This is a genomic window from Brevibacillus sp. MCWH (genome assembly GCF_013096935.1).
In the GTDB taxonomy this organism is placed as follows: Bacteria; Bacillota; Bacilli; order Brevibacillales; family Brevibacillaceae; genus Brevibacillus; species Brevibacillus aydinogluensis.
This window is the reverse complement of sequence record NZ_SDLF01000003.1, coordinates 228,373-250,803: the sequence shown is the minus strand read 5'-3', so window position 1 is coordinate 250,803 and position 22,431 is coordinate 228,373. Positions and strand designations below refer to the sequence as shown.

Annotated in this window: 21 protein-coding genes; all 21 read right to left on the bottom strand. The window is 56.4% G+C overall.

The annotated features are described in order from the left end of the window. Window positions 1–123: 123 nt before the first annotated feature. Window positions 124–1,065 carry a dipeptidase gene (locus ETC00_RS04300; RefSeq protein WP_171564716.1) on the bottom strand — a complete coding sequence of 314 codons (942 nt, stop codon included), beginning with the start codon at window positions 1,063–1,065 and terminating at the stop codon, window positions 124–126. Between the two features lie 153 nt (window positions 1,066–1,218). After that, complete coding sequence (spoVS, locus tag ETC00_RS04295; protein WP_003385776.1) at window positions 1,219–1,479, bottom strand: stage V sporulation protein SpoVS; 261 nt, start codon at window positions 1,477–1,479, stop codon at window positions 1,219–1,221. A 117-nt stretch (window positions 1,480–1,596) separates the two neighbouring features. Beyond that, entirely contained in the window at window positions 1,597–2,391 is a 795-nt protein-coding gene (locus ETC00_RS04290) for a TIGR00282 family metallophosphoesterase (RefSeq protein WP_171564715.1), read from the bottom strand. 168 nt (window positions 2,392–2,559) lie between these two features. After that, window positions 2,560–4,098 (bottom strand): ribonuclease Y, encoded by a 1,539-nt coding sequence (rny, locus tag ETC00_RS04285; protein ID WP_171564752.1) that lies wholly within the window; start codon window positions 4,096–4,098, stop codon window positions 2,560–2,562. Between the two features lie 288 nt (window positions 4,099–4,386). Further along, window positions 4,387–5,028: a regulatory protein RecX gene (locus ETC00_RS04280; protein ID WP_171564714.1), complete on the bottom strand. Its 642-nt coding sequence runs from the start codon at window positions 5,026–5,028 to the stop codon at window positions 4,387–4,389. Window positions 5,029–5,131: 103 nt separating this feature from the next. Further along, entirely contained in the window at window positions 5,132–6,190 is a 1,059-nt protein-coding gene (gene recA / locus ETC00_RS04275) for a recombinase RecA (RefSeq protein WP_171564713.1), read from the bottom strand. Window positions 6,191–6,354: 164 nt separating this feature from the next. Continuing rightward, the gene (locus ETC00_RS04270; RefSeq protein ID WP_171564712.1) at window positions 6,355–7,941 is read right to left on the bottom strand and encodes a DEAD/DEAH box helicase; all 1,587 of its coding nucleotides are present in this window, start codon (window positions 7,939–7,941) and stop codon (window positions 6,355–6,357) included. A gap of 6 nt (window positions 7,942–7,947) precedes the next feature. Continuing rightward, on the bottom strand, window positions 7,948–9,189 hold the full coding sequence (locus ETC00_RS04265) for a competence/damage-inducible protein A (RefSeq protein WP_171564751.1): 1,242 nt from the start codon (window positions 9,187–9,189) through the stop codon (window positions 7,948–7,950). Window positions 9,190–9,326: 137 nt separating this feature from the next. Continuing rightward, complete coding sequence (gene pgsA, locus ETC00_RS04260) at window positions 9,327–9,902, bottom strand: CDP-diacylglycerol--glycerol-3-phosphate 3-phosphatidyltransferase (protein ID WP_171564711.1); 576 nt, start codon at window positions 9,900–9,902, stop codon at window positions 9,327–9,329. Then, window positions 9,903–11,249 carry a 30S ribosomal protein S12 methylthiotransferase RimO gene (gene rimO, locus ETC00_RS04255; RefSeq protein WP_171564710.1) on the bottom strand — a complete coding sequence of 449 codons (1,347 nt, stop codon included), beginning with the start codon at window positions 11,247–11,249 and terminating at the stop codon, window positions 9,903–9,905. A gap of 380 nt (window positions 11,250–11,629) precedes the next feature. Then, on the bottom strand, window positions 11,630–12,535 hold the full coding sequence (locus ETC00_RS20920) for a helix-turn-helix domain-containing protein (RefSeq protein ID WP_171564709.1): 906 nt from the start codon (window positions 12,533–12,535) through the stop codon (window positions 11,630–11,632). A 12-nt stretch (window positions 12,536–12,547) separates the two neighbouring features. Next, a complete protein-coding gene (locus ETC00_RS04245) occupies window positions 12,548–13,327 on the bottom strand; it encodes a YmfK family protein (protein WP_171564708.1) in 780 nt (259 codons plus the stop codon). Window positions 13,328–13,449: 122 nt separating this feature from the next. Further along, window positions 13,450–13,713: a DUF3243 domain-containing protein gene (locus ETC00_RS04240; RefSeq protein WP_171564707.1), complete on the bottom strand. Its 264-nt coding sequence runs from the start codon at window positions 13,711–13,713 to the stop codon at window positions 13,450–13,452. Window positions 13,714–13,804: 91 nt separating this feature from the next. Next, window positions 13,805–14,539 carry an elongation factor P 5-aminopentanone reductase gene (gene ymfI / locus ETC00_RS04235; protein ID WP_171564706.1) on the bottom strand — a complete coding sequence of 245 codons (735 nt, stop codon included), beginning with the start codon at window positions 14,537–14,539 and terminating at the stop codon, window positions 13,805–13,807. Window positions 14,540–14,548: 9 nt separating this feature from the next. Continuing rightward, window positions 14,549–15,841: an EF-P 5-aminopentanol modification-associated protein YfmH gene (yfmH, locus tag ETC00_RS04230; RefSeq protein ID WP_171564705.1), complete on the bottom strand. Its 1,293-nt coding sequence runs from the start codon at window positions 15,839–15,841 to the stop codon at window positions 14,549–14,551. 1 nt (window position 15,842) lies between these two features. After that, window positions 15,843–17,138, bottom strand: coding sequence for an EF-P 5-aminopentanol modification-associated protein YfmF (yfmF, locus tag ETC00_RS04225; protein ID WP_171564704.1), 1,296 nt, complete (start codon window positions 17,136–17,138; stop codon window positions 15,843–15,845). Between the two features lie 189 nt (window positions 17,139–17,327). Continuing rightward, window positions 17,328–17,483, bottom strand: coding sequence for a hypothetical protein (locus ETC00_RS04220; RefSeq protein WP_171564703.1), 156 nt, complete (start codon window positions 17,481–17,483; stop codon window positions 17,328–17,330). A 242-nt stretch (window positions 17,484–17,725) separates the two neighbouring features. Continuing rightward, window positions 17,726–18,685, bottom strand: coding sequence for an ABC transporter permease (locus ETC00_RS04215; RefSeq protein WP_171564702.1), 960 nt, complete (start codon window positions 18,683–18,685; stop codon window positions 17,726–17,728). After that, window positions 18,685–19,755: an ABC transporter permease gene (locus ETC00_RS04210; RefSeq protein ID WP_171564701.1), complete on the bottom strand. Its 1,071-nt coding sequence runs from the start codon at window positions 19,753–19,755 to the stop codon at window positions 18,685–18,687. Before ETC00_RS04210 ends, ETC00_RS04215 begins: the two co-directional genes overlap by 1 nt. Further along, window positions 19,748–21,262 (bottom strand): ABC transporter ATP-binding protein, encoded by a 1,515-nt coding sequence (locus tag ETC00_RS04205; RefSeq protein WP_171564750.1) that lies wholly within the window; start codon window positions 21,260–21,262, stop codon window positions 19,748–19,750. The genes ETC00_RS04210 and ETC00_RS04205 overlap by 8 nt, the downstream gene beginning before the upstream one ends. A 119-nt stretch (window positions 21,263–21,381) precedes the next feature. Continuing rightward, complete coding sequence (locus ETC00_RS04200; RefSeq protein WP_171564700.1) at window positions 21,382–22,428, bottom strand: BMP family lipoprotein; 1,047 nt, start codon at window positions 22,426–22,428, stop codon at window positions 21,382–21,384. Window positions 22,429–22,431: the final 3 nt, after the last annotated feature.

The following is a 22,431-nucleotide window of genomic DNA, read 5'->3' as shown; positions in this document are numbered from 1 at the left end:
GACAAAATTGTGCATAGACTGTACCAATTGTAGTCCGAGCTATGCAAAAATGCAAGTGCTTTTACTCAAATTAGTATTGATCTGAATTAAACGATGAACTTGGTACATTAATAATCTGCAATATTATTGTAGCACGTTTCGGAAAACACGCAACCAGTTTTCACGCACAAATTTCTGCACGTCCGCCTCTTTGTAGCGCTTCAGGAGCGCCTCCACCAGATTGTGGTAGTCTCCTGCCCGGGTCAGATCGCCAAACGTCTCAGTAATGCCGTCAAAGTCGGAGCCAAACCCGACATGATCGACACCGCCCAAGGCACAGACGTGATCCAGGTGGCGCAGCAGGTCGTCAATCCAAACGGTCCGCTTATCCGCTGTGACAAAAAAGTCGACGAACGTCAGTCCCATCACACCGCCATTGGCTATCAGCGCCTTGATCTGATCGTCGGTCAGGTTGCGCGGATGGTCGCACAGCCGTTTGACATTGGAATGGGAAGCGATCACCGGCATCTTGGACAGTTCCAGCGTGTCCCAGAACCCTGGCTCGGCTACGTGCGACACGTCGATGATCATGCCGAGCCGGTTCATCTCTTCGACGACCGTCCGTCCAAACGAGGTCAACCCGCCCGGATGCGGCTCATGACAGCCCGAGGCAACCGCGTTGCTGTAGTTCCACGTCAGCGTCATCCCCCGCACCCCCAGGCGGTGCCAGGTCCTCAGCTGCACGAGGCTTTCTTCCAAGGCATGCGCCCCTTCTACAAACAGAATAGCCCCTTTTTCTTCCTTTAATACGCACGCATCCAGATCGGCGCGACTGCGAATCGCGCGGATCTTGCCGCTGGCCACGCGTTCGTAAAACACATCCAGCATCTCCAGCACGGCCTGAAAACGGCGGCCGTAGGGAACGTATTTGGGAACGTAGCAGGCCATTACCTGGATGCCTACGTTTCCTTTCACCATTTCGGGATAACTTACGTGCAGCCGTTCGTCTGCGCGGTAAAAGTCGAGCTCTGGCAGCTCCCACAGCTTGGACAACACGTCGCAATGCGCATCAAATATCGGAACCATTTGTTTCTCCCCGTTTCTGTTCTGTGTTCTGGAAGTGAAGGAACCTCAACGAGGGGGCATCGACAGGCACTCTCGATTATTGTCCCTCCACAAACGAAAAAAACCTGTTCATTCAACGAACAAACAGGCCGGTTAAATCGTATTCACATCGATTTATCTGGGTTCTACGATCAGCTTGATCGCTGTGCGCTCTTCTCCATCAATCACGATGTCGGTAAAGGCTGGAATGCAAATCAGGTCAACTCCACTCGGCGCTACGAATCCTCGTGCGATAGCTACAGCCTTCACAGCTTGGTTAAGCGCCCCAGCGCCAATAGCTTGGATCTCGGCGGCGCCGCGTTCGCGCAGAACACCGGCAAGGGCACCAGCAACGGAGTTGGGGTTAGACTTTGCTGAAACTTTTAATACTTCCATCCTTTTGAACCTCCCGTCTGATAGGATACCTGTCATTATTAGAATGATATTCGCATAACCCCGAAAAATTCCTGCTTACGCGCAGCAAAGATTCAAAAAATTCAAATCTCGTTCTTATTATTCCATAAACGGGTGGTCGTCGTCAATTCTGATTCGCTCCAGTTTTTTCGCGTGGCCGGTCGCCTTGTCCAACGTGATCAGCACGGCATTCAACTGGGCCGGTTCCCCTGCCACTTCAAATCGTACGGGCAGTTGGGTAAGAAACTTGCGGATGACCGCTTCCCGCTCCATGCCGAGGATGCCATTCATCGGACCGCACATGCCTACGTCGCACAAAAAGCCCGTGCCTTGGGGGAGAACGCGCTCATCGGCGGTCTGCACATGCGTGTGTGTCCCTACCACCGCGCTGACGCGGCCGTCCAGATACCAGGCGAGCGCCTGCTTCTCGGAAGTGGCTTCAGCGTGGAAGTCGACAAATATGTATTTGGTCCGCTTGCGTGCCTGCTCCACCAGCTTGTCGGCCGTCTGGAACGGACACTCCAGCGGCGGCAAAAAGGATCGGCCCTGCAGGTTGATCACAGCCAGTTCGCCTTCGGGCTGCTTGATGTATGTAATCCCTTGTCCCGGAGCGCCTGCGGGAAAGTTGGCGGGGCGGATCAGACGAGGTTCACTGTCAATGAATTCAAAGATGTCTTTGTTATCCCAGGTATGGTTGCCGAGGGTGATCGCCTGAACTCCGCCTTCAAACAGTTCCTTGGCAATCTTCTCGGTAATGCCCCTGCCGTGGGCGGCATTCTCCCCGTTGGCAACCAGAAAGGTAGGTTGGTATTTTCGCTTCAGCAGCGGCAGATACGCCTTCACGATGTCCCGTCCGGGCGCACCCATGATGTCACCGATAAACAGCAGTTTCATTGGCTTTTCACCTCTCCATTAGTATACACGACCGAATGACGGAAGAAAAATGCGCGTAAGCTAACACCCCACCGCGTTGAGCCTGGTCCATAACCGGTCCGGTTCAAAAGCGGTTGCAGGCCGCCCGCGTTTCTTTCGCACAAAAAAGTAAAGTGGCCCAAAGCCACTTTACTTTGCATACTCGACTGCCCGTGTTTCGCGGATGACGGTCACCTTGATGTGACCCGGGTAGTCAAGTTCATTTTCGATTCGTTTGGTAATGTCGCGTGCCAGGCGCGCCGCTTCCGCATCGTCAATCTTCTCAGGCTGCACCATTACGCGGATTTCGCGGCCGGCCTGAATTGCGTACGATTTTTCCACGCCGTCGAACGACTCGGAGATCTCCTCCAGCTTTTCCAGCCGCTTGATGTACGTCTCCAGCGTTTCGCGGCGAGCTCCCGGCCGGGCGGCGGAAAGTGCGTCAGCCGCTCCCACCAGCATCGCAATGACGGATGTCGGCTCGGTATCCCCGTGATGGGACGCGATGCTGTTGATGACAACGGGATGCTCGTTGTATTTCTTCGCCAGTTCCACGCCGATCTCCACGTGGGAACCTTCCACTTCATGGTCGATGGCCTTGCCGATGTCGTGAAGCAGACCGGCCCGTTTTGCCAGTTTGACATCTTCGCGCAGTTCGGCTGCCATCAGTCCGGCCAGGTGGGCCACTTCCATCGAGTGCTTCAGCACGTTTTGCCCGTAGCTGGTCCGGTAGCGCAGACGGCCGAGAATCTTGATCAAATCCGGATGCAGGCCATGAACACCGGTTTCAAATGTCGCCTGCTCGCCGTATTCGCGGATGCGCTCATCCACTTCCCGACGCGCTTTTTCCACCATCTCCTCGATGCGGGCAGGGTGGATGCGTCCGTCGGCAACAAGCTTGTCCAGAGCAGTTTTGGCGATCTCCCGACGAATCGGATCGAAGCCGGACAGAATGACCGCTTCCGGCGTGTCATCGATAATCAAGTCAATGCCGGTCAGCGTTTCCAGCGCGCGGATGTTGCGGCCTTCGCGTCCGATAATGCGGCCCTTCATCTCATCGTTCGGCAGCGTTACCACGGAAACGGTGGTCTCCGCTACATGGTCTGCCGCACACCGCTGGATGGCGGTGGTGATGATCTCGCGTGCCCGCTTGTCCGCCTCTTCCTTGGCTTGTGTCTCAATCTCCTTGATCATGACCGCCATTTCATGGCGAACGGTGTTCTCCACATCGGTCAGGATAATGTTCTTGGCTTCTTCCTGAGTCAGTCCGGAGATGCGTTCCAGCTCGGCCACTTGTTCTTTATATAAGTGCTCTACCTTGCTTTGCAGTTCCGCGATGGTTCTGTCCCGCTCGGACAGTTCGCTCTCCTTGCGCTCCAGCTGTTCCATCTTGCGGTCCAACGCCTCTTCCTTCTGCAGGATGCGGCGTTCCTGGCGCTGTATTTCGTTGCGGCGTTCGCGCAGCTCGTTTTCAGCCTCGGAGCGCAGTTTGAATACCTCGTCCTTGGCTTCCAGCACCTTTTCCTTTTTGACGGCTTCGGCGTCCCGTTTGGCTTCTTCGACGATCTGCCGCGCCGCTTCCTCGGCGCTGGAGATCTTCGCCTCCGCAATGGATTTGCGCGTGAAGTAGCCGGCACCATAACCGACAATCAGCACGGCGAATAGCACGATCAGTACAATCGGATCCATAATGGCCATAGGCTCTTTTGTTTCACCTCCTTGTGGTAAGACATCTCCCCGCTTTCCACACATTCGTTTTCATGGCGTGTCGCTGTTGTTTCGCTCTGGTATTAGTTAAAAAACAAGACCGATTTTACTCGGTCCGCTGAATCCGCACTGGTATGTACGGGTGTTCAGTTGTGACACTGGCAACGAGCGATCAAATCAGCGAAATAGTATGATGCACCAAGTAAATACACATCTATTTTATTATTTGTGAACAAGAAATGTCAAGAACTGCAAGTGTGCCGCTCCTGCCTACGACTCCACGTCCTCGCGCATTTCGCGGCGAATCCTCTGCACGATTGAGCCGGCGAACCCCTTGCGCGCCAGCATGGCCAGCAGCTTTCGCTCTTCGTCCGGTTCCGGCGGCCCTTGCCGGTGCCGCCGCTTTTTTTCCACCAGCCTGCGGGCCGCTTCCAGCTCATCCTCGTAGGAAACGGCGCGCACGGCCGCTTCCGCCGTGTCGCTGTCAATCCCCCGCTGCTGCAGTTCCATCCGCATCATGTACGAGCTGCGCGGCTTGAGCCGCATCCGCTCATCGACCCACTGCCGGGCAAACCGCTCATCGTCCAGATAGCCCTGCTCTTCCATGCGGCGGCAGATTTCATCCGCCACGTCCCCTTCATACCCTTTTTCCTGGAGATAGGAAGCGACTTGTTTTTTCGTCCGCGGGCGGATGCCCAGATAGCGGAGTGCCAACAGGTAGGCTTTGTGCTTTTCTTCCGCCTCCAGCACTTCCCGGCAAAACGCCTCGTCCAGCTCTGTTCCCTTTAACAGCTGATACTTGACAAGGATGTCTTCATGGACGGAAAAGACAATGTCATTGCCGATCTGAATATGATAGCGATGCTGGTTTTTCGCGTCGCGGTGAACGGCGGTAATCCGGCCGCTTTTCATCGCGCCTCTCCCCCTTTACGGCAAACACCGCCCGGCTCGCAGCTCCTCACACCGGGCGGTTTGAACATGAAACAGCCTGTCAGGCCGACAGGCTGTCATGCGATTAGTCGAAATCAAATACCGGTTCCTCATCCTGCTCCGGATCGTTGATCGGCTCCATGCTCGGGATGGAGCTAGGATTGAGGCTGTAATACTCACGTACTTTGGCTTCGATTTGCGCCGCCACTTCCGGATTTTCCTTGAGGAAGAGCTTGGCGTTCTCCCGTCCTTGACCCAGACGCTCATCGTTGAAGGAGTACCATGCTCCGCTCTTTTGAACCACATCAATCTCCGCGCCGATGTCGAGAATGCTGCCCTCTTTGGAGATGCCTTCACCGTACATGATGTCCACTTCGGCAGTTTTGAAGGGCGGCGCCACCTTGTTTTTCACGACCTTGATCTTGGTCTTGCTGCCGACCACGTCGTTGCCCACCTTGATCGCTTCCGCCTTGCGCACGTCCAGGCGAATGCTCGCGTAGAACTTGAGCGCGCGCCCACCCGGAGTCGTCTCCGGATTGCCGAACATGACGCCCACTTTCTCCCGGAGCTGGTTGATGAAGATGGCGATGGTTTTCGATTTGTTGATGGCACCGGACAGCTTGCGCAGCGCCTGCGACATGAGGCGGGCCTGCAGCCCCACGTGGGAGTCTCCCATTTCGCCTTCAATCTCTGCTTTTGGCACGAGCGCGGCTACCGAGTCTACGACGATGATGTCAACGGCACCGGAACGCACCAGCGCCTCGGCGATTTCCAGCGCCTGCTCCCCTGTGTCAGGCTGGGAGAGCAGCAGTTCGTCAATGTTTACTCCCAATTTTGCCGCGTAGACCGGGTCCAGTGCGTGCTCTGCGTCGATAAACGCAGCTTGTCCGCCCTGGCGCTGCACTTCGGCGATGGCGTGAAGGGCAACCGTCGTTTTACCGGAGGATTCCGGTCCGTAAATTTCGATGATCCGTCCACGCGGGAATCCGCCCACACCCAGGGCGATGTCGAGGGCAAGCGCACCGCTGGAGACCGTGGAAACCTGAACGTTGGCCATGTCCCCCAGCTTCATGATGGACCCTTTCCCGAACTGTTTTTCTATTTGACGCAATGCGTTTTCCAAAGCAGCGCGACGATCTGACAAATGGTACACTCCCTTTCAACTCGTAACTGATTTGCTTGTCTTCATCATACATCGAGACAGAAGCGTTTGCCAAGTATTTTTTGCGAACAAATATTCGCATCGCAAAAAGAGGCCGTCCGTCCCGAAAACGGAACGTGACGGCCTGTGTCTGCGTGCTGTCGGTATCAGGAACGCTTGGCGCGCGGTTTTGCCGGCTCCAGATTGATCCGTCTGCCGTTGATGCGCGTTTGACGCAGCGATTCGTAGACGAACGGGGCTACGTCTTCGGGAACTTCCACGAAGGTGAAGTTCTCGAAAATGTCGATGCGGCCAACCGCCTTTCCGGGGATTCCGACGGACTCGGAAATCTCCCGCACCAAATCCTGCGGGCGTACGTTGACATTGCGGCCCACGTTGAGGAAGAAACGCACCATTCCCTTGGCGGCACCCGTCTCCCCGAAGTTGTAGGCGTCGGTATCGTCCGTCTCGCCGATCTCGGTATGGAACGCGAGGTGCAGCGCCGCAGCGGCGATTTTTTCAGCCGGGTACTGAGCGATGAGCGAGTTGGCCACCTTCAGGTACATGTCGGCCACTCCATCGCTCTCCAGCAGGTTGACCAGTTGTTCCCGCAGCTGTTCTTGCTTGCGTTCCGCCACTTCCTCCAGGGACGGCACGTTGCGGCAGATCAGTTGGGCTTTGGTCTGTTTCTGGATGAACATCATCTGGCGCATCTCGCGCGGCGTCACCAGCGTCATGGCAATGCCTTTGCGGCCGGCGCGGCCCGTGCGGCCGATCCGGTGCACGTAGCTTTCCGAATCCTGCGGAATGTCGTAGTTGATGACGTGGGAGACGTTGCCGACGTCAATGCCGCGCGCCGCCACGTCGGTCGCGATCAACAGTTCGATGGAACCCTCGCGGAACGCATTCATCACCTTGTCGCGCTGAGCCTGGGACAGGTCGCCGTGCAGACCGTCGGCCAGGTAGCCGCGCGCCTGCAGCACTTCCGTCAGCTCGTCCACGCCCCGCTTGGTGCGGCAGAAGATGATTCCCAGCTCGACGTCTTCGCTGTCCAGAATGCGGCAGAGGCTTTCCACCTTGTTCCGTTCAAATACCTTGTAGTACACCTGCTCGATCAGTGGAGCGGTCACTTCTTCGCGGCTGACAGCGATCGTCTGCGGCTGTTTCATGTAGCGGGTCGCCAGGCGTTTGATTTCCGGCGGCATGGTCGCGGAGAACAGCAGGGTCTGACGGTCTTCCGGGAGGTGGTTGATAATGGTTTCAATGTCGTCGATGAATCCCATGTCCAGCATTTCATCCGCTTCGTCCAGGACCAGTGTGTGTACGTGATCCAGCTTCAGCGTTTTGCGGCGCAGATGGTCAAGCACGCGGCCGGGGGTCCCCACCACGACCTGGACACCCTGGCGAAGCGCACGGATTTGGTGGCCGATGGACTGTCCGCCGTAGATCGGCAGTGTCCGCACCTTTTTGTATTTGGAGATGCGCAAAAGCTCGCCTGCCACTTGGATGGCCAGTTCGCGGGTGGGCGTGAGCACAATCGCCTGCACGCGGTTGCCCGGCGTCACTTTTTCAATCAGCGGAATCCCGAACGCGGCGGTTTTACCCGTACCCGTTTGCGCCTGACCGATCAGGTCGCCGCCCTCCAGTACTTTCGGGATGCAGGCAGCCTGGATCGGGCTGGGCTCTTCAAAGCCCATGTCGTAAATGGCTTGCAGAATGGATTTATGTAAAGGAAAATCAGAAAAAATCGTCATGTGTTGTCACCTTTCTTTTAGTCGTTGCAACGCGTAAAACAACGCAAATTTCGCTGCCCGGCCGACGATGGCCTGGCGCCGCCCGGCCAGGCGAAGCTCCTTGACCAGCGTGGGCAGTCCTTCCACGGCAACGCCAACGTAGACCAGTCCCACCGGTTTGCCTTCTGCGGGGTCTGGGCCGGCCACTCCTGTCACGGAGATGCCGACGTCCGCGCCGAGCGTCGCCCTGATGTTTTCGGCGAGCAACCGGGCCGTCTGCTCGCTGATGGCCCCTGCCTCTGCCAGGACTTCTTCCGGCACGTTGAGCATCTGCCGCTTCGCCTCGTTTGTATAACACACCACGCCGCCGCGCATGACGGCAGAGCTGCCGGGTACGGACGTAATGAGGGATGCGACCGTTCCCCCGGTACAACTCTCCGCACAGGCGATCGTCGCCCCCCTGCGCTTCAGTTCGTCCACCAGCACCTCGTGCAGTGACGTTTCTCCTGTCGCGTAGATGTACTCGCCCAACCGCTCACGTATCTCCCGCTCTACAGGTTGAATCAGCCGCTCCGCATCGTCTACGTTCGCCGCCCTGGCCGTGATCCGCAGCGTCACTTCAAACTCCTTGGCATACGGGGCGATGGTCGGGTTGTCCTGCTGTTCAATCAGGTCGATCAACCGCTCTTCCAGCGCCGATTCGCCGATGCCGTAGAAGCGCAGCACGCGCGAGTGAAACACTTGCTGTTCCGGCTTTAACCCGATCAGATACGGCATCACGTATTTCTCTACCATCGGATACAGTTCACTGGGCGGCCCCGGCAGCAGTACAAACGTGCGTCCGTCGCGCTGCGCTGCCATGCCCGGTGCCATGCCGTGATCGTTCGGGAAGACGTGGCTGCCCGCCAGCACCAGTGCCTGCTTGCGGTTGTTTTCCGTCATCGTAATGCCACGCTGGCGGAAAAACGCCTCGATCCGCGCCATCGCCGTCTGATCAATGGTCAACCCGACGCCCAGGTGCTCCGCCACCGTCTCCTTGGTCAAGTCATCCTGGGTCGGTCCCAGTCCGCCGGTGAACACGATCAGCTCGGACCGGGCCGCGGCCTGACGAATCACGCTAGCCAGCCGTTCGGCGTTATCCCCCACCACTGTGTGGAAATAGACGCCGATACCAATCTCGGCGAGCTTTTGGGAGAGATACTGGGCGTTCGTATTGGCGATCTGCCCAAGCAACAGTTCCGTTCCAACCGCGATTATCTCCGCTCTCATGCCCCTCATCCACTCTCTTTGGAATAAAGTAACGCTGCCGGCAAAGCCCATCCGGCGAAGCCTTTCCTTACGCATCGTCAGGCCGCCTCGGACGTTTCCTGTCTGACGCGGAAGAAAAGAAGACCAATACCCGTTTTTCACGAGTATTGGATGACATTGCGATTTTTGACAAAGTAGTCATACCCGGAGTACAGGGTAATCACCACCATTGCCCATATCGCTGCTTCATCAAAGGGAATGCCGAAAATCTCAAACGGAAAATTGTTTACCATCACCGCCGTAATGGCCACGATCTGCACCCATGTTTTTAGTTTGCCCAATGCGCTGGCGGCAATTACCTGTCCTTCCGCCGCTGCGACCAGTCTTAGACCGGTCACGGCAAACTCTCGGCTGATGATGACGATGGCAATCCACGCTTCCAACCGATGCATTTCCACCAGCGAAATCAACGCAGCGGAAATCAGCAGCTTGTCAGCCAACGGATCAAGGAATTTCCCCAAGTTGGTCACGATTTTGCGCTTGCGGGCGATATAGCCGTCCAGTCCGTCCGTACTGGCTGCCAGGATGAACACCAATGCCGCAATCAGTTCGTTGTACGTCATCGACACGGTGCCGATGGTAAACGTCCCGATGTTGTATCGCACCAGCAGAAAAAACATGACTACCGGCACCAGGAAGATCCTGGCGAGGGTGATGCGGTTGGCGAGATTCACCTAGACTACCTCCCCGGCCAAGTCGTATTCGTAGGAGTGCGTAATCTTCACCTTTACGATTTTGCCCAGTTCGCCCTTGTATCCCGTGACGAACACCTCGCCGTCAATCTCTGGAGCATCGTACTGGGTGCGGCCGACGTAAATGTCATTGTGCCCTTCGTACCGCTCGATAAGCACATCCAGTACCTTTCCGACAAAGCGGCCGTTTTGCTCGGCAGCCACTTCCCGTTGAATCTCCATCAGGATGTTGGCCCGTTTTTCCTTGGTCTCCTCATCGACGTGGTCCGGCAGTCGGCTTGCCGGCGTATCGTCTTCATTCGAATAGGTGAAGACGCCCAGCCGGTCAAACTTCACTTCCTTCACAAATTCACACAGCCGCTGGAAGTCCTCTTCCGTCTCACCGGGGAAGCCGACGATCAGGGACGTGCGCAGGGCGACGTCCGGTACGCGGGCGCGAATCTTCGCCACCAGTTCGCGAACATCCCGCTGGCGGCCGGGGCGGCGCATCTTTTTCAGGATATGATCCTCGGAGTGCTGCAGCGGCATATCGATGTATTTGCACACTTTGGGGTTGGTTGCAAACACCTCGATCAGCTCGTCGGTAAAGAAGCCGGGGTACGCATAGTGCAGTCTGATCCACTGAATCCCATCCACTTCGGCCAATCGGTTCAGCAATTCGGGCAGCATGTGCTTGCCGTCGTAAATGTCCGTGCCGTAGTTGGTGGAATCCTGCGCGATCAGGCTGATCTCCACAATCCCCTGTTCGGCGAGATGCTTTGCCTCCTCCACGATCGATTCGATGGTCCGGCTGCGAAATCCTCCGCGCATCAGCGGAATGCTGCAGAACGTACAGGCGTTGTCGCAGCCTTCCGCAATCTTGATGTAGGAGGAATAAGTGCCCGCCTTCACTTTCCGTTTGACCACTTCCTCGTACGTGAAAACGGGATTGCCGACATAGACGGGCCGCTTGCCCGCGAGCGATTCAGCAATAATGTCCGTAATCGACATAAAATCGCCTGTTCCGACAATGCCGTCCACTTCCGGGATCTCCTGTAGAATTTCCTCTTTGTACCGTTGCGTGAGACAGCCTGCCACGACAAGCGATTTCAACTTGCCGGATTCCTTCAGCTCCGCCATGTCAAGAATCTTGTTGACCGATTCTTCCTTGGCGGCGTCGATGAATCCGCAGGTATTGACGATGACGACCGTTGCTTCTTCGGGGTTATCAACCAATTCGTACCCTTTTTCATCTATCAGATGGGCCATCATGTCCGAATCGACAAGATTCTTTTCACAGCCCAGCGTAACGATCGCTACTTTTTCACGTGAGCCTACCTTCTCTGTCATTTGTTTTCCTCCAATTGGTCACACCTGCCCAGATTACACCTATTCAGTATAATATAAGCCCCAACAGAGTGTCAAAAGTGAAGAAAGTACGAAAGGCAAGCGAGATGCTTGCCTCAGGCTGAAGACAATGTGCATCGCATGGCGGGATGGGCCAAGCGAGCTCCTTTGACGACCAACTCAGCGGAAAAACGAAAGACGCGGGGATACACAGGGGACACGAGTCTCACATCATCGAAACACCCAGATGTTTGTCCCCTGCCCGCGTCTCGTTTTGGAGCGGACTTCATCCGCCTCTGTGCTGGGCGTCAAGCGAGCGAGCGGGCCCGATCTCCCATGCGCCTCGGACTTTGTCTACACGCTTTGGCAAGCATGACGCTTGCCTATTGCGTAGGGGATTGTGCCATCGTAACGACGACGTTGGACGGCATGTATTTCATGTTGGATGTGTCTACATGCGCGCCGTTGACCGTCAACTCTACAGCCATCGGCTTGCCCAGACGGATGTATGCCGTCTTGCCCAGTTCGACGACGACTTCCTCGTCTTTCTTCAACGTGCCCTCTTTGACGTACTTCTTGCCCTTCGCCTCGGACACCCCGTACCAGCATTTGTCGTCGACAACTTTCAGTTTGACCGTGATCTTGTCGCCGCCGCTCAGCGTGTAATTGTACAAGGCCCCCTGCTGCGACTCGAATGTGACCGTCGCCTGCTGCTCGCTGCTCGGAACTTCCGGGTTGACCGCGGTCGAGCCGGGGTCTGGTTCCGTATCGGTGGACGGAGGGATAGGCGTTTGACTCTGCGGTGAAGGAGTTGGCGTCGCGTTTCCGCCCTGGCCCGGTTTCACGATTTCCGCGCCCGGCGACAGGTTCCCCCCCGGCAGCGCCGGCTGGATGTTCATTCCGCTGTTGACGACAGCGATGTAGATCACCCCGATGATCAGCGCAATAAACAGCACCAGCAGCGTCTTGGTCAACCATCTTCCGGCCTGCAGCGGGTTGTTGGCGGCCACCACCCGGCGACGGCGCAGCCGTTCCACTTGTTCCTGCGGAGGTTGGGCAGGCAGGTCTGCCTGGAAGTGACTCATGATGTGGTTCGGATCAAGACCGACGGCTTCCGCGTAGCTCTTGACGAAAGCCCGTGCGTAAAAGTGGCCAGGGAGTACGTGAAAATGGCCCCTTTCTATGGCTTCCAAATATCGCCGTTGGATCTTGGTGATCCGTTGAATGTCGTCGAGCGTGATCCCTTTTTCTTCGCGGGCCCTTTGTAGTACTTGACCTAGCTCAGACACAGCTTACCCTCCTTAATTCATGTCGAAATGGTCGAAGCCGCGGTTGTTGATCAACTCGTATGTAATCTCTTCGTCCGGATGCTGACGCAGCTCGATGATGTAGTGAAAATCTGACAGTTCATACTCCGACTCGCGGACAAAAATATCGGGGTGTTCAATGATCTTGGCCGCCGGGAAGTTCATGATTTCCCTCAGCAGTGCGTGATGTTTCTCCGTAGAGCGCAGCGTCGACACAATTCCATCTATTAAATATACATGATCAGTCGACATCTCATCAACGGCAAGGGAACTGCGCACGGTCTGCCGCAGCAGCGTCGAAGAGATGAACGTCCAGCGCTTGTTGGCCGAGACGCTGGCCGCGATCATCGACTCGGTTTTGCCGACGCGCGGCATGCCGCGAATGCCGATCAGCTGGTGGCCCTCCCGCTTCAAAATCTCCGCCATGAAGTCGACCAGCAGCCCCAGCTCGTCGCGCACAAAGCGGAAAGTTTTTTTATCCTCGCTATCGCGCTCGATGTAACGACCGTGGCGAACAGCCAGTCTGTCCAGCATCGTCGGCGGACGCAGCCTCGTTATGGTTATTTTGTCCATTTTTTGCACAACGTTGCGCAGCACCTCTATTTTTTCGTCATCATCCGTCAATAGCAGCATGCCGCGTCGCATATTGTCGACACCGTTGATCGTCACGATGTTGATGTTGAGCATACCCAGGATGGAGGCGACATCCCCCAGCAGACCGGGCCGGTTTTTGGAGATTTCGTATTCCATGTACCATTCTTTTTTCGCTTCCATGCCCTATCCCTCTCCGACAGCCAATTTTCTCTTCGTATGTAGTATATCACGTTCCATACAATCGACAATCAGTATTCAGACAGAAAAGAAAAATCCCCGTAAAAAGGGGATTTTCAAGCAAGTTACCTGTTTTGATTGGCGTCGTTCTCCACCAGCTTGACCATCATGGAAGCGAGCGCGCGCTGCTGCTGTTCGTCGCCGGCGTCCCACAGCTGTTTCAGCAGGCGTTCCTGATCGTTTTTCGGATCCACCTGATCAGCCAGGTAATGGCCAATCTGGTACGCCACATTTTCAATCGTGTCAGATTCCATGCCTGCCTGTTTGGCCTGCTCTACTCGCTCGCCGAGAAATTGCTTCCAGTCGCGGAAATTGTCGAGAACCGACATGTACTATTCCCTCCTTACTGTCGTTACGGACTAGGTTTGTGCCCGTATATTGGTAGAATGCCTTCATCAAGAGGGAATTATGCATGCCGCCTCAGGCGTACCAGCCACCGTTGGGGCTGATGATCTGACCGGTCAGGTAGCTCGCCTCTGCCGTCAGCAAAAAGCGAACGACCGCAGCCACCTCCGCCGGCGTGCCAAGTCGGCCGGCAGGGATCTCGGCCGCGATCATCTCCCGTTCTTCGGGAGAAAACCGCTCCATCATGCCGCCTTGGATCGCTCCCGGTGCCACTGCGTTTACGGTGATCCCGTTGGGGGCAAGCTCTTTGGCCAGCGCTTTGGTAAAGGCGTTGACAGCCCCTTTGGTGAGCGAGTAAAGCACTTCGCAGGAGCCGCCCGTCAGGCCCCAGACGGAGGAGATGTTGACGATCCGGCCGTACCGCTCCAAGAGCATCGCGCCCAACGCCGCCTGTGTCACAAAATAGGCGGAGCGGACGTTGAGCGCCACCAGTTCGTCAAACGTTTCCGGCGACACATCGGTAAAAAGGCCGACGTGATCCGCTGACGCGTTGTTGACGAGCAGCAGCGGAGCGACGGGCATGGCCTGAAACATGGCGGTGATTTGCTTCACATCGCGCAAGTCGGCCTGCAGGGCATACGCAGGGACGCCTAGCGCCCGGCATTCGCTCAGCACCGGCTCCAGTTTGTCGTAGGATTGATGGTAATGAAGGTACAGCGGGACGCCCGACGCGGCCAACGCCAGGCTGATGGCGCGGCCGATCTCGCCGGACGCCCCTGTCACCAACGCCCACGGCGTCTGTTGATTCATCTGTGTTCACTACTCCTGCGGCGAAGCGGAACGAACGATCGAGACAGACATTTGTTCCGGCAGGAAGTGCTCCCTCATGCGTTCTTCCACGTCTTCGCGGGTGATCGACTCCAGCATCGGCACCACGGAGAAAAGATCGTTGCCGTTGAATTTGTAGCTGGTGAACTGGTTGGCGATAAACTCCACGGAATTCAGCGAGCGCAAAAACTGGCCGATTTTTTTCCGCTTGGCGCGTTCAAAATCGTCCTCCGCGATGCCCGACTGCTTCAACGCCTCGATCCCCAGCTTGACTTCCTCGGCCAGGCGGTCGGGATCTGGGGTGTCGGCGCCGATAATGGAGTAGCCGTAGTCCTGTTCACCGCTGTAGTCGACGTCGAAATTCTCCGTGATCAGCCCGCTGTCGTACCATTTCTGGTAGAGCGCGGAACTGGTGCCAAATGCGATGTCCAACAACAGTTTAGTGGCTAGCTCCCGTTTTAACAAGGCCTCTTGAGACAACCCGCATTGTTTTTCCTTAAAGCCGATCATGCATTTGGGAATCCCCACGGGCAGATGATGTTCGATGCGCTGTTTGGCCACCTCCGCCGGCTCTTCGGGAAAGATGCGTTCAATCTTCGGCGCCGGCGGGAACTGCTTGGCGGCCTGATTGTTCCGGATCAACTCCATCACTGCTTCTGGCGCAAACGATCCCACCACCAACAGCAGCATGTTGGCCGGGTGGTAAAACGTTTCGTAGCACTGGTACAGCATCTCCTTGGTGATCTTGGAGATGGAGTCAATCGTGCCGGCGATCTCGATGTTGATCGGATACCGCTGGTACATGGCTTTCAGCAGATTCATGTACACTTTCCAGTCCGGGTTGTCGTCGTACATGGTGATTTCCTGCCCGATGATGCCTTTTTCCTTTTCCACGCTGGCATCGGAAAAGTACGGCTCCTGCACGTAATCCAGCAGCAGGTTAAGGTTGGCCTCCAGCTTGTCAGTGCAGGAAAACAGATACGCCGTGCGGTTGAAGCTGGTGAACGCGTTGCAGGAGGCGCCGTTCTTGCTGAACTCGTGCATGACATCCCAGTCCTGCTTCTCAAACATTTTATGTTCCAGAAAATGAGCGATCCCGTCCGGCACGTGCACTTCCTCCCCGTTGCGGGTGCGAAAATGGCTGTCGATTGAGCCGTACCGCGTGGTAAAGACGGCGTATGTCTTGCTGAATCCCTGCTTGGGCACCAGGTATACCTGCAGGCCGTTCGGCAGTGTCTCGTGATAGACGGTCTCGTTCACCTGTTCAAAGACGGTGGTCTGCATGTTACACGTCCCCCTTTTTGTCCCGCAACAGATAGATGGTATCAATGGCGACGCGTTCTGCCACGCGCTTGATATCGTCCACTGTCACGCTGTTGATCTCGTTCAGCAGTTCCGTCAACTGCCGTTTCCGCCCGCTGAGCACGCCATTGTAGGCAAAGTCGATCATCATCCGGGCGCTGTCCAGCAGTTCACGGAACTGGTTGGTCAGCGTCGCTTTCGTCTGCTCCAGTTCTCCGGCGGTGATGCTTCCCTGTCGCATCAACTCCAACTGTTCCTTGATGATGTCGACCGCCCGCCGGTAATTGTTTACGTCGATGCCGGACATCATCATCAGGATGCCTTTGTGGCTCTCCAGCCGGGAGACGGCGTAGTAAGCCAGGCTCGCCTTTTCGCGGACATTGACAAACAGTTTGGAATGGGGAAAGCCGCCCAGCACGCCGTTGTAGACCAAAAGCGCCGGGTAATCGTCGTCCTTAAAGGAAATCTGCGTCCGGCAGCCGATGTTCAGCTTCGCCTGGGTGACATCGAGCCGCTCGATCACTTCCCGCTCCTGGGTTACTTGCTTGGTGACGTCAGTCGGCGGGAACGCTTTCACATCGGCCCGCTTCAGCGTCACATGAGTGCCGATTGCCCGCTCCACCTCCGCCTGCTGCACATCCCCGACCACGAAGATGTCGATCGGATTGCACGACGTGATCTCACGGAAATAGCGGTACAGCTCCGCCCCCGTAATGGACGGCAGGTCCTCGGTACGCCCCTGAACAAGCAGGGCGAACGGCTCCCCTTTGCACATCTCCGCCGTCACCCGCTGGTTGGCGTACTTCATCTTGTCGTCAATCAGGCTCTCGATCCGCTTGCGCAGTGACTCTTTTTCCTGAGCGACGTACTTTTCGGCAAACGCTTCCCCTTCCAGATAGGGACGGGTCAGCACGTCGCCGACGAAGTGAATCGCCTGGTCCAAAAGGGACGTTTCAGTTGACAGGTACTTCTCGTTGGGCACTTCCATGTAGATTTGGAGGATTTGTCGCTCCCCCTTTTTCACCACGTCCACGTCGAACGTGGCCCCGTAAAGAAAGTCCAGATGTTCACGAAGCTGCTTGGTCTCAGGAAAACGGGCGGTTGCCCGCTTCATTAGCATGGCCAGCAGCGCCGTCTTGGTCACGTGCGCTTCGGAGAGTTCCTGTTCAATCATCGTCACGATGGTCGTCGTCTTGAATTTGGCAGTCGGCAGGATATGTACGCGAATACCGTTGACTGAGGAGGTGTGAAACGCTATCTCATTCCGCTGCTCGCTCATATTCCAATCTCCCTTCTCGGTCGGCTTGATCGTTTCTATTGTAACCAATTGGCAGGCCGTTCAGCAAAACAGACGAGAAAAGGCGGGACCGTACCGTCGCCGCCTTTTCATCGTGGAAATGATCTCTGCTGTTACTGTATGCACCCCGGACGATACCTACCACTACCGAATGGATTTTTTCTTGTGTCGTTACAAATCGGTGTCATCCCACTCGCTGAGGTCGTCAGGGTCCCAATTTCTGTCGACAAACCGGCCGCAGTCTGGTTCCATGCATAGGATCCCATCCAGTTGGCTGTCATGAAACGGCAGACCGTGCGTGCCGCCGCAGTAGGGGCAGGTCCACATTAGACGTCCTCCTTTATGAAAAAGTGCTGTACTCGTCTAGTGTGCCCCGATTTCCCGCCGGATTACGCGCAACGCACCTGCTGGTGGTTTGTTTTCATAAAAAAAGCGCCCGGAAGTCCGGGCAATTTGAACGACCACCATTTGCAGAGAGCTGCGGATCGCTCTTCTCCTCCTGCATCGTTGGACGAGAACACGACTCGTGCAGGAAGAGTCCCAGATTCCAGACGCATGCTTGTGTATGCTTAGCGGGAGCCAGTCTCGTACGGCTTGCCCAGTGCAGCAGGTGCGTTCGAACGGCCGACGACGCCTGCCAGGACCAGGATGGTCAAAATGTACGGGAACATGTAGATGAATCCGGTCGGTACGTATTGCGTCAGTCCGAAAATCTGCACCAGCGATTTGATCGCCTGCGCAACCCCGAAGAACAGCGCCGCGCCCATCGCACCAGCTGGATGCCATTTCCCGAAAATCAACGCTGCCAGCGCGATAAATCCTTGGCCGGACACCGTGTTGTGGGAGAAGTTGCTGGTCGTGGTCAGGGCGATCGTCGCACCGCCCATCGCTGCCAGGGCGCCGCTGATCATGACCGCCGTGTAGCGCATGCGCTTGACATTGATGCCCACAGTGTCAGCGGCGCGCGGATGCTCACCGACCGCCCGCAGCCGCAGACCGAACGGCGTTTTAAACAGCACGTACCAGGAAAGTGCCACCAGTGCGAAGGCGATAAAGCTGGTCGGGTACCCTTCGAACAGTGCGTGTCCCACATACGGGATGTCGGCCAAGAGCGGAATCTGCCATTTGCTGAACACATGGGCGAGCGTCGTAGTCTGACCCGCACCGTTGAAGATGATCTTGGTCAGGTAGACGGACAACCCGGCGGCCAGGAAGTTCAACGCAACGCCGCTGACCACCTGGTCGGCCTTGAACGTGATTGAGGCGACCGCGTGCGGCAGGGCAAAAATCGCACCGGCCACAATCGCAGCGGCAAAACCTATCCACGGCGCGCCGCTGCCAAACGCGTCCTGCGCAAAGAAGGTGATCACGGCACCGGTAAACGCCCCGATGATCATCATCCCTTCCAGTGCGATGTTGACGACACCGGAACGCTCCGAGTACATGCCGCCCAGCGCGGCAAAAATCAAGGCAGTGGAAAACACGATGGTATCGTGAATCAGGTTGCTGAGAATCATGCCCCAATCCATCAGTTTCCACCCTCCTTTTTCTTCAGTATGGGCTTCAGGAATACTTTTACGATGCCGTGAGCAGCCACGAAGAAGATGACGGAGGCGATCACGACGCGAATCAGTTCGACCGGAACACCGGCGCCAAACTTCATGCCGGCCGCGCCGAACGTCAGGATGCCGAACAGAATCGCAGCCAGCACGACACCCAACGGGCTGTTGCCGCCGATCAGCGCAACGGCAATACCGTCAAAGCCGTACCCCGGCATGCCTGCCATGACAGACTGGTAGTGATGCACGCCCAGAATTTCGCACGCGCCGCCGATACCGGCGAACATCCCCCCGATAAACATGGCGTTGACCACGTTGCGGTTGACATTCATGCCGGCGTACTCGGAAGCGTGCGGGTTCAGACCGACTGCGCGCAGTTCGAACCCGGTCTTGGTCTTCCACAGGACGACGTAGAAAAAGACGGCGGCAAGCAAGGCCAACAGCGTCCCCCAGTGCAGCCGGGCACTGTCAAACATCTGCGACAGCCAGCCGATCGTAATGGAGGCAGAATCCTTGATCAGCTCGGAACGCTGCTGTCCCTCTGGCACATAAAAAGTGGTCAGGATGTAGTTGGCAAAGTAGAGGGCAATCCAGTTCAGCATGATGGTCGTAATGACCTCGTTTACACCCCGGGCAGCTTTCAGATAGCCGGCGATCGCTCCCCACAAACCCCCTGCCAGCGCCCCGGCCAGCACCGCGAGCGGCGCGTGAATGTACGCCGGGAGATCCAGGGAAACGCCTACAGCCGTAGAGGCGATCATCCCGATGATGAACTGCCCCTCCGCCCCGATGTTAAACAGCCCGGTGCGAAACGCAAACGCCACGGACAAGCCCGTAAAAATCAGCGGGGTGATCTGGCGAATCGTCTCACCGAAGTTGTACGCATTGCCGAATACCTTATCCACAAGGGACACGTACGCCTTGATCGGGTTGAATCCTCCCGCGAGCATGGCGACGGCTCCAGTCAATAATCCAAGAATGATAGCTGCTGCCGGGACGAGGAACGATTCCTTGGTAAAAACAGCAATCACTCTATTCATCGCTTCCTCCTCCTTGCATCCGTTTTCCGCCGGACATCATCAGGCCCAGTTCTTGTTCGGTAGTCGACTTGGCGTCAACAATGCCGACGATCTGTCCCTCGTAGATGACCGCAATCCGGTCAGAGACGTTGATGACCTCGTCCAGCTCGAGCGAGATCAACAGCACGGCTTTGCCCTTGTCGCGCTGCTCCACGAGCCGTTTGTGAATAAACTCGATCGCCCCTACGTCCAACCCGCGCGTCGGCTGTGCCGCAATCAACAGATCCGGGTCCTTGTCCACTTCACGGGCGATGATCGCCTTCTGCTGGTTACCGCCGGAAAGCGCTCTGGCCTTGGTGTGGATGCTCGGCGTGCGGACGTCGAACTCCTCGATCAGTTTGGATGCATGCTTGTCAATTGCTGCGTAGTCCAGGAAGCCGTTTTTGTTGAACCGCGGGTGGAAGTACGTCTCCAGCACCATGTTTTCGCTCATGGTAAAGTCGAGCACAAGCCCGCGCTTGTGGCGGTCCTCCGGAATGTGGGACAACCCTGCTTCCGAGATTTCACGCGGCAGCCGGTTGGTAATGTCCTGTCCCTTCAAGAGGACCCGTCCGCCGGAAGCCTTGCGCAATCCTGTCAGCACTTCAATCAGTTCGCTTTGACCGTTGCCGTCCACACCGGCGATGCCGAGGATTTCCCCTGCACGCACTTCAAACGAGATGCCGTTCAGCGCGTTGACACCGCGGTTGCCCATGGCGGTGATGTTTTCGACCGAGAGGATGACCTCTTTTGGCTGCGGCGGCTTTTTGTCCACTTTGAACGTAACTTCGCGCCCCACCATTTTTGCAGCCAATTCGTCCAGGTTGGTATCCTTGACGGCGACCGAATCGATCACCTTGCCCCGGCGTATGATCGTGACCGCGTCGCAGACAGCCATGATCTCTTTCAGCTTGTGCGTGATCAGGATGATCGTCTTGCCCTCTTTTACCAGATTGTGCATGATCTCGATCAGTTCCTGAATCTCCTGCGGTGTCAGGACGGCGGTCGGCTCGTCAAAAATGAGGATGTCCGCGCCTCGGTAAAGCGTTTTCAAAATCTCTACCCGCTGCTGCATGCCTACGGAAATATCGGCAATTTTGGCAGTAGGATCCACTTTCAGCCCGTATTTGCGGGAAAGTTCTTCCACTTCCTTTTCCGCGCGACGAATATCTATCTTCAACCCGTTTTTCGGTTCGTTTCCTAACACGATGTTTTCCGTGACCGTAAATGTTTCGACAAGCATGAAATGTTGGTGCACCATGCCGATGCCCAGATCGTTCGCGACGTTGGGACTCGTGATGTTTACCGGTTTCCCATTGATGAGGATTTCCCCCTCATCCGGTTGATACAAACCAAACAAGATGTTCATTAATGTAGACTTCCCCGCGCCGTTCTCCCCCAGGAGGGCGTGGATTTCGCCTTTTTTCACGACCAGGTTGATGTTGTCGTTCGCCACGATGCCGGGAAAACGCTTGGTAATCCCGCGCATTTCAACAACTGTCTGTACCGAGTTCAACCATGTTCCCCCCGTTTTTGTGGGTCTTAGTGAAGGTAAAGAACAAGGCTAGTTGCTCGAACTAGCCTTGTCCGCATGCAGCCTGCTGTGGGTTACTGTTGAGGTGTTTCAGGAACCTTGATCTCGCCGTTTACAATTTTTTGCTTGTACTCTTCAACCTCTTTCAGCACGTCTTCCGGCACGTTCTTGCTGGAGGTGTCGGCCAGTCCTACACCGTTTTCTTTCAGACCGAGCCATACGATGCCGCCTTTGAAGTTGCCGTCGATGACGTCTTTGGAGACGCGGTACACGGCTTCGTCCACGCGCTTCACCATGGAAGTGAGGGTGATGTCGTCGCCGAAGGTCAGGGACTGGTCCTTGTCTACACCGATTACCCAAACCTGTTGACCTTTTGCCTTGCGGGCCTTGGCTTCGTTGAATACGCCGTCGCCGGTGGCGCCGGACGCGTGGAAGATGATGTCAACGCCCTGGTCGTACATTTGCGACGCGGTGGATTTGCCTTGGTCCGGTTTGTCGAACGCAGCGGTGTATACCTTCACGACTTGAATGCTCGGATCAACAGCTTTCACACCTGCTTCGAAGCCAGCTTCAAAGCGTTTGATAACCGGGATTTCCATACCGCCGACAAAGCCGACTTTTTTCGTTTTGCTCATTTTCGCAGCGACTACGCCAACCAGGAAGGACCCTTCATGCTCTTTGAACAGAACGGATTCCACGTTTGGCGCATCCACTTCGGCGTCGATGATCGCCAGTTTGGCATCCGGGTTTTCGGACGCCACTTTTTTCACGTGGTCGCCCATCAGGAAGCCGATGCCCCAGGTCAGATTCCATTGGTCCTTGACGAACTGGGTCAGGTTCGGGATGTAGTCGGCGTCACTGGTGGACTGGAGGTAGCTGACGTTTTCTTGCGGGAGGTTGAGGTCTTTTTGCAGTTTTTGCAGACCTTCCCACGCGCTTTGGTTGAAGGAGTTGTCGTTCACACCGCCCACGTCGGTCACCATGCCGATTCTCGCGTTCGGCGCAGCCGTTCCCCCTTGGTCGGCCGCTCCTTGCTGTCCTTCTGTTTTTCCGCCGCAGCCAGCCAGTACAAGCGACAGGCTGAGGGCTGCCACGGAGAAGACGGAAAGTACCTTTTTCATGCC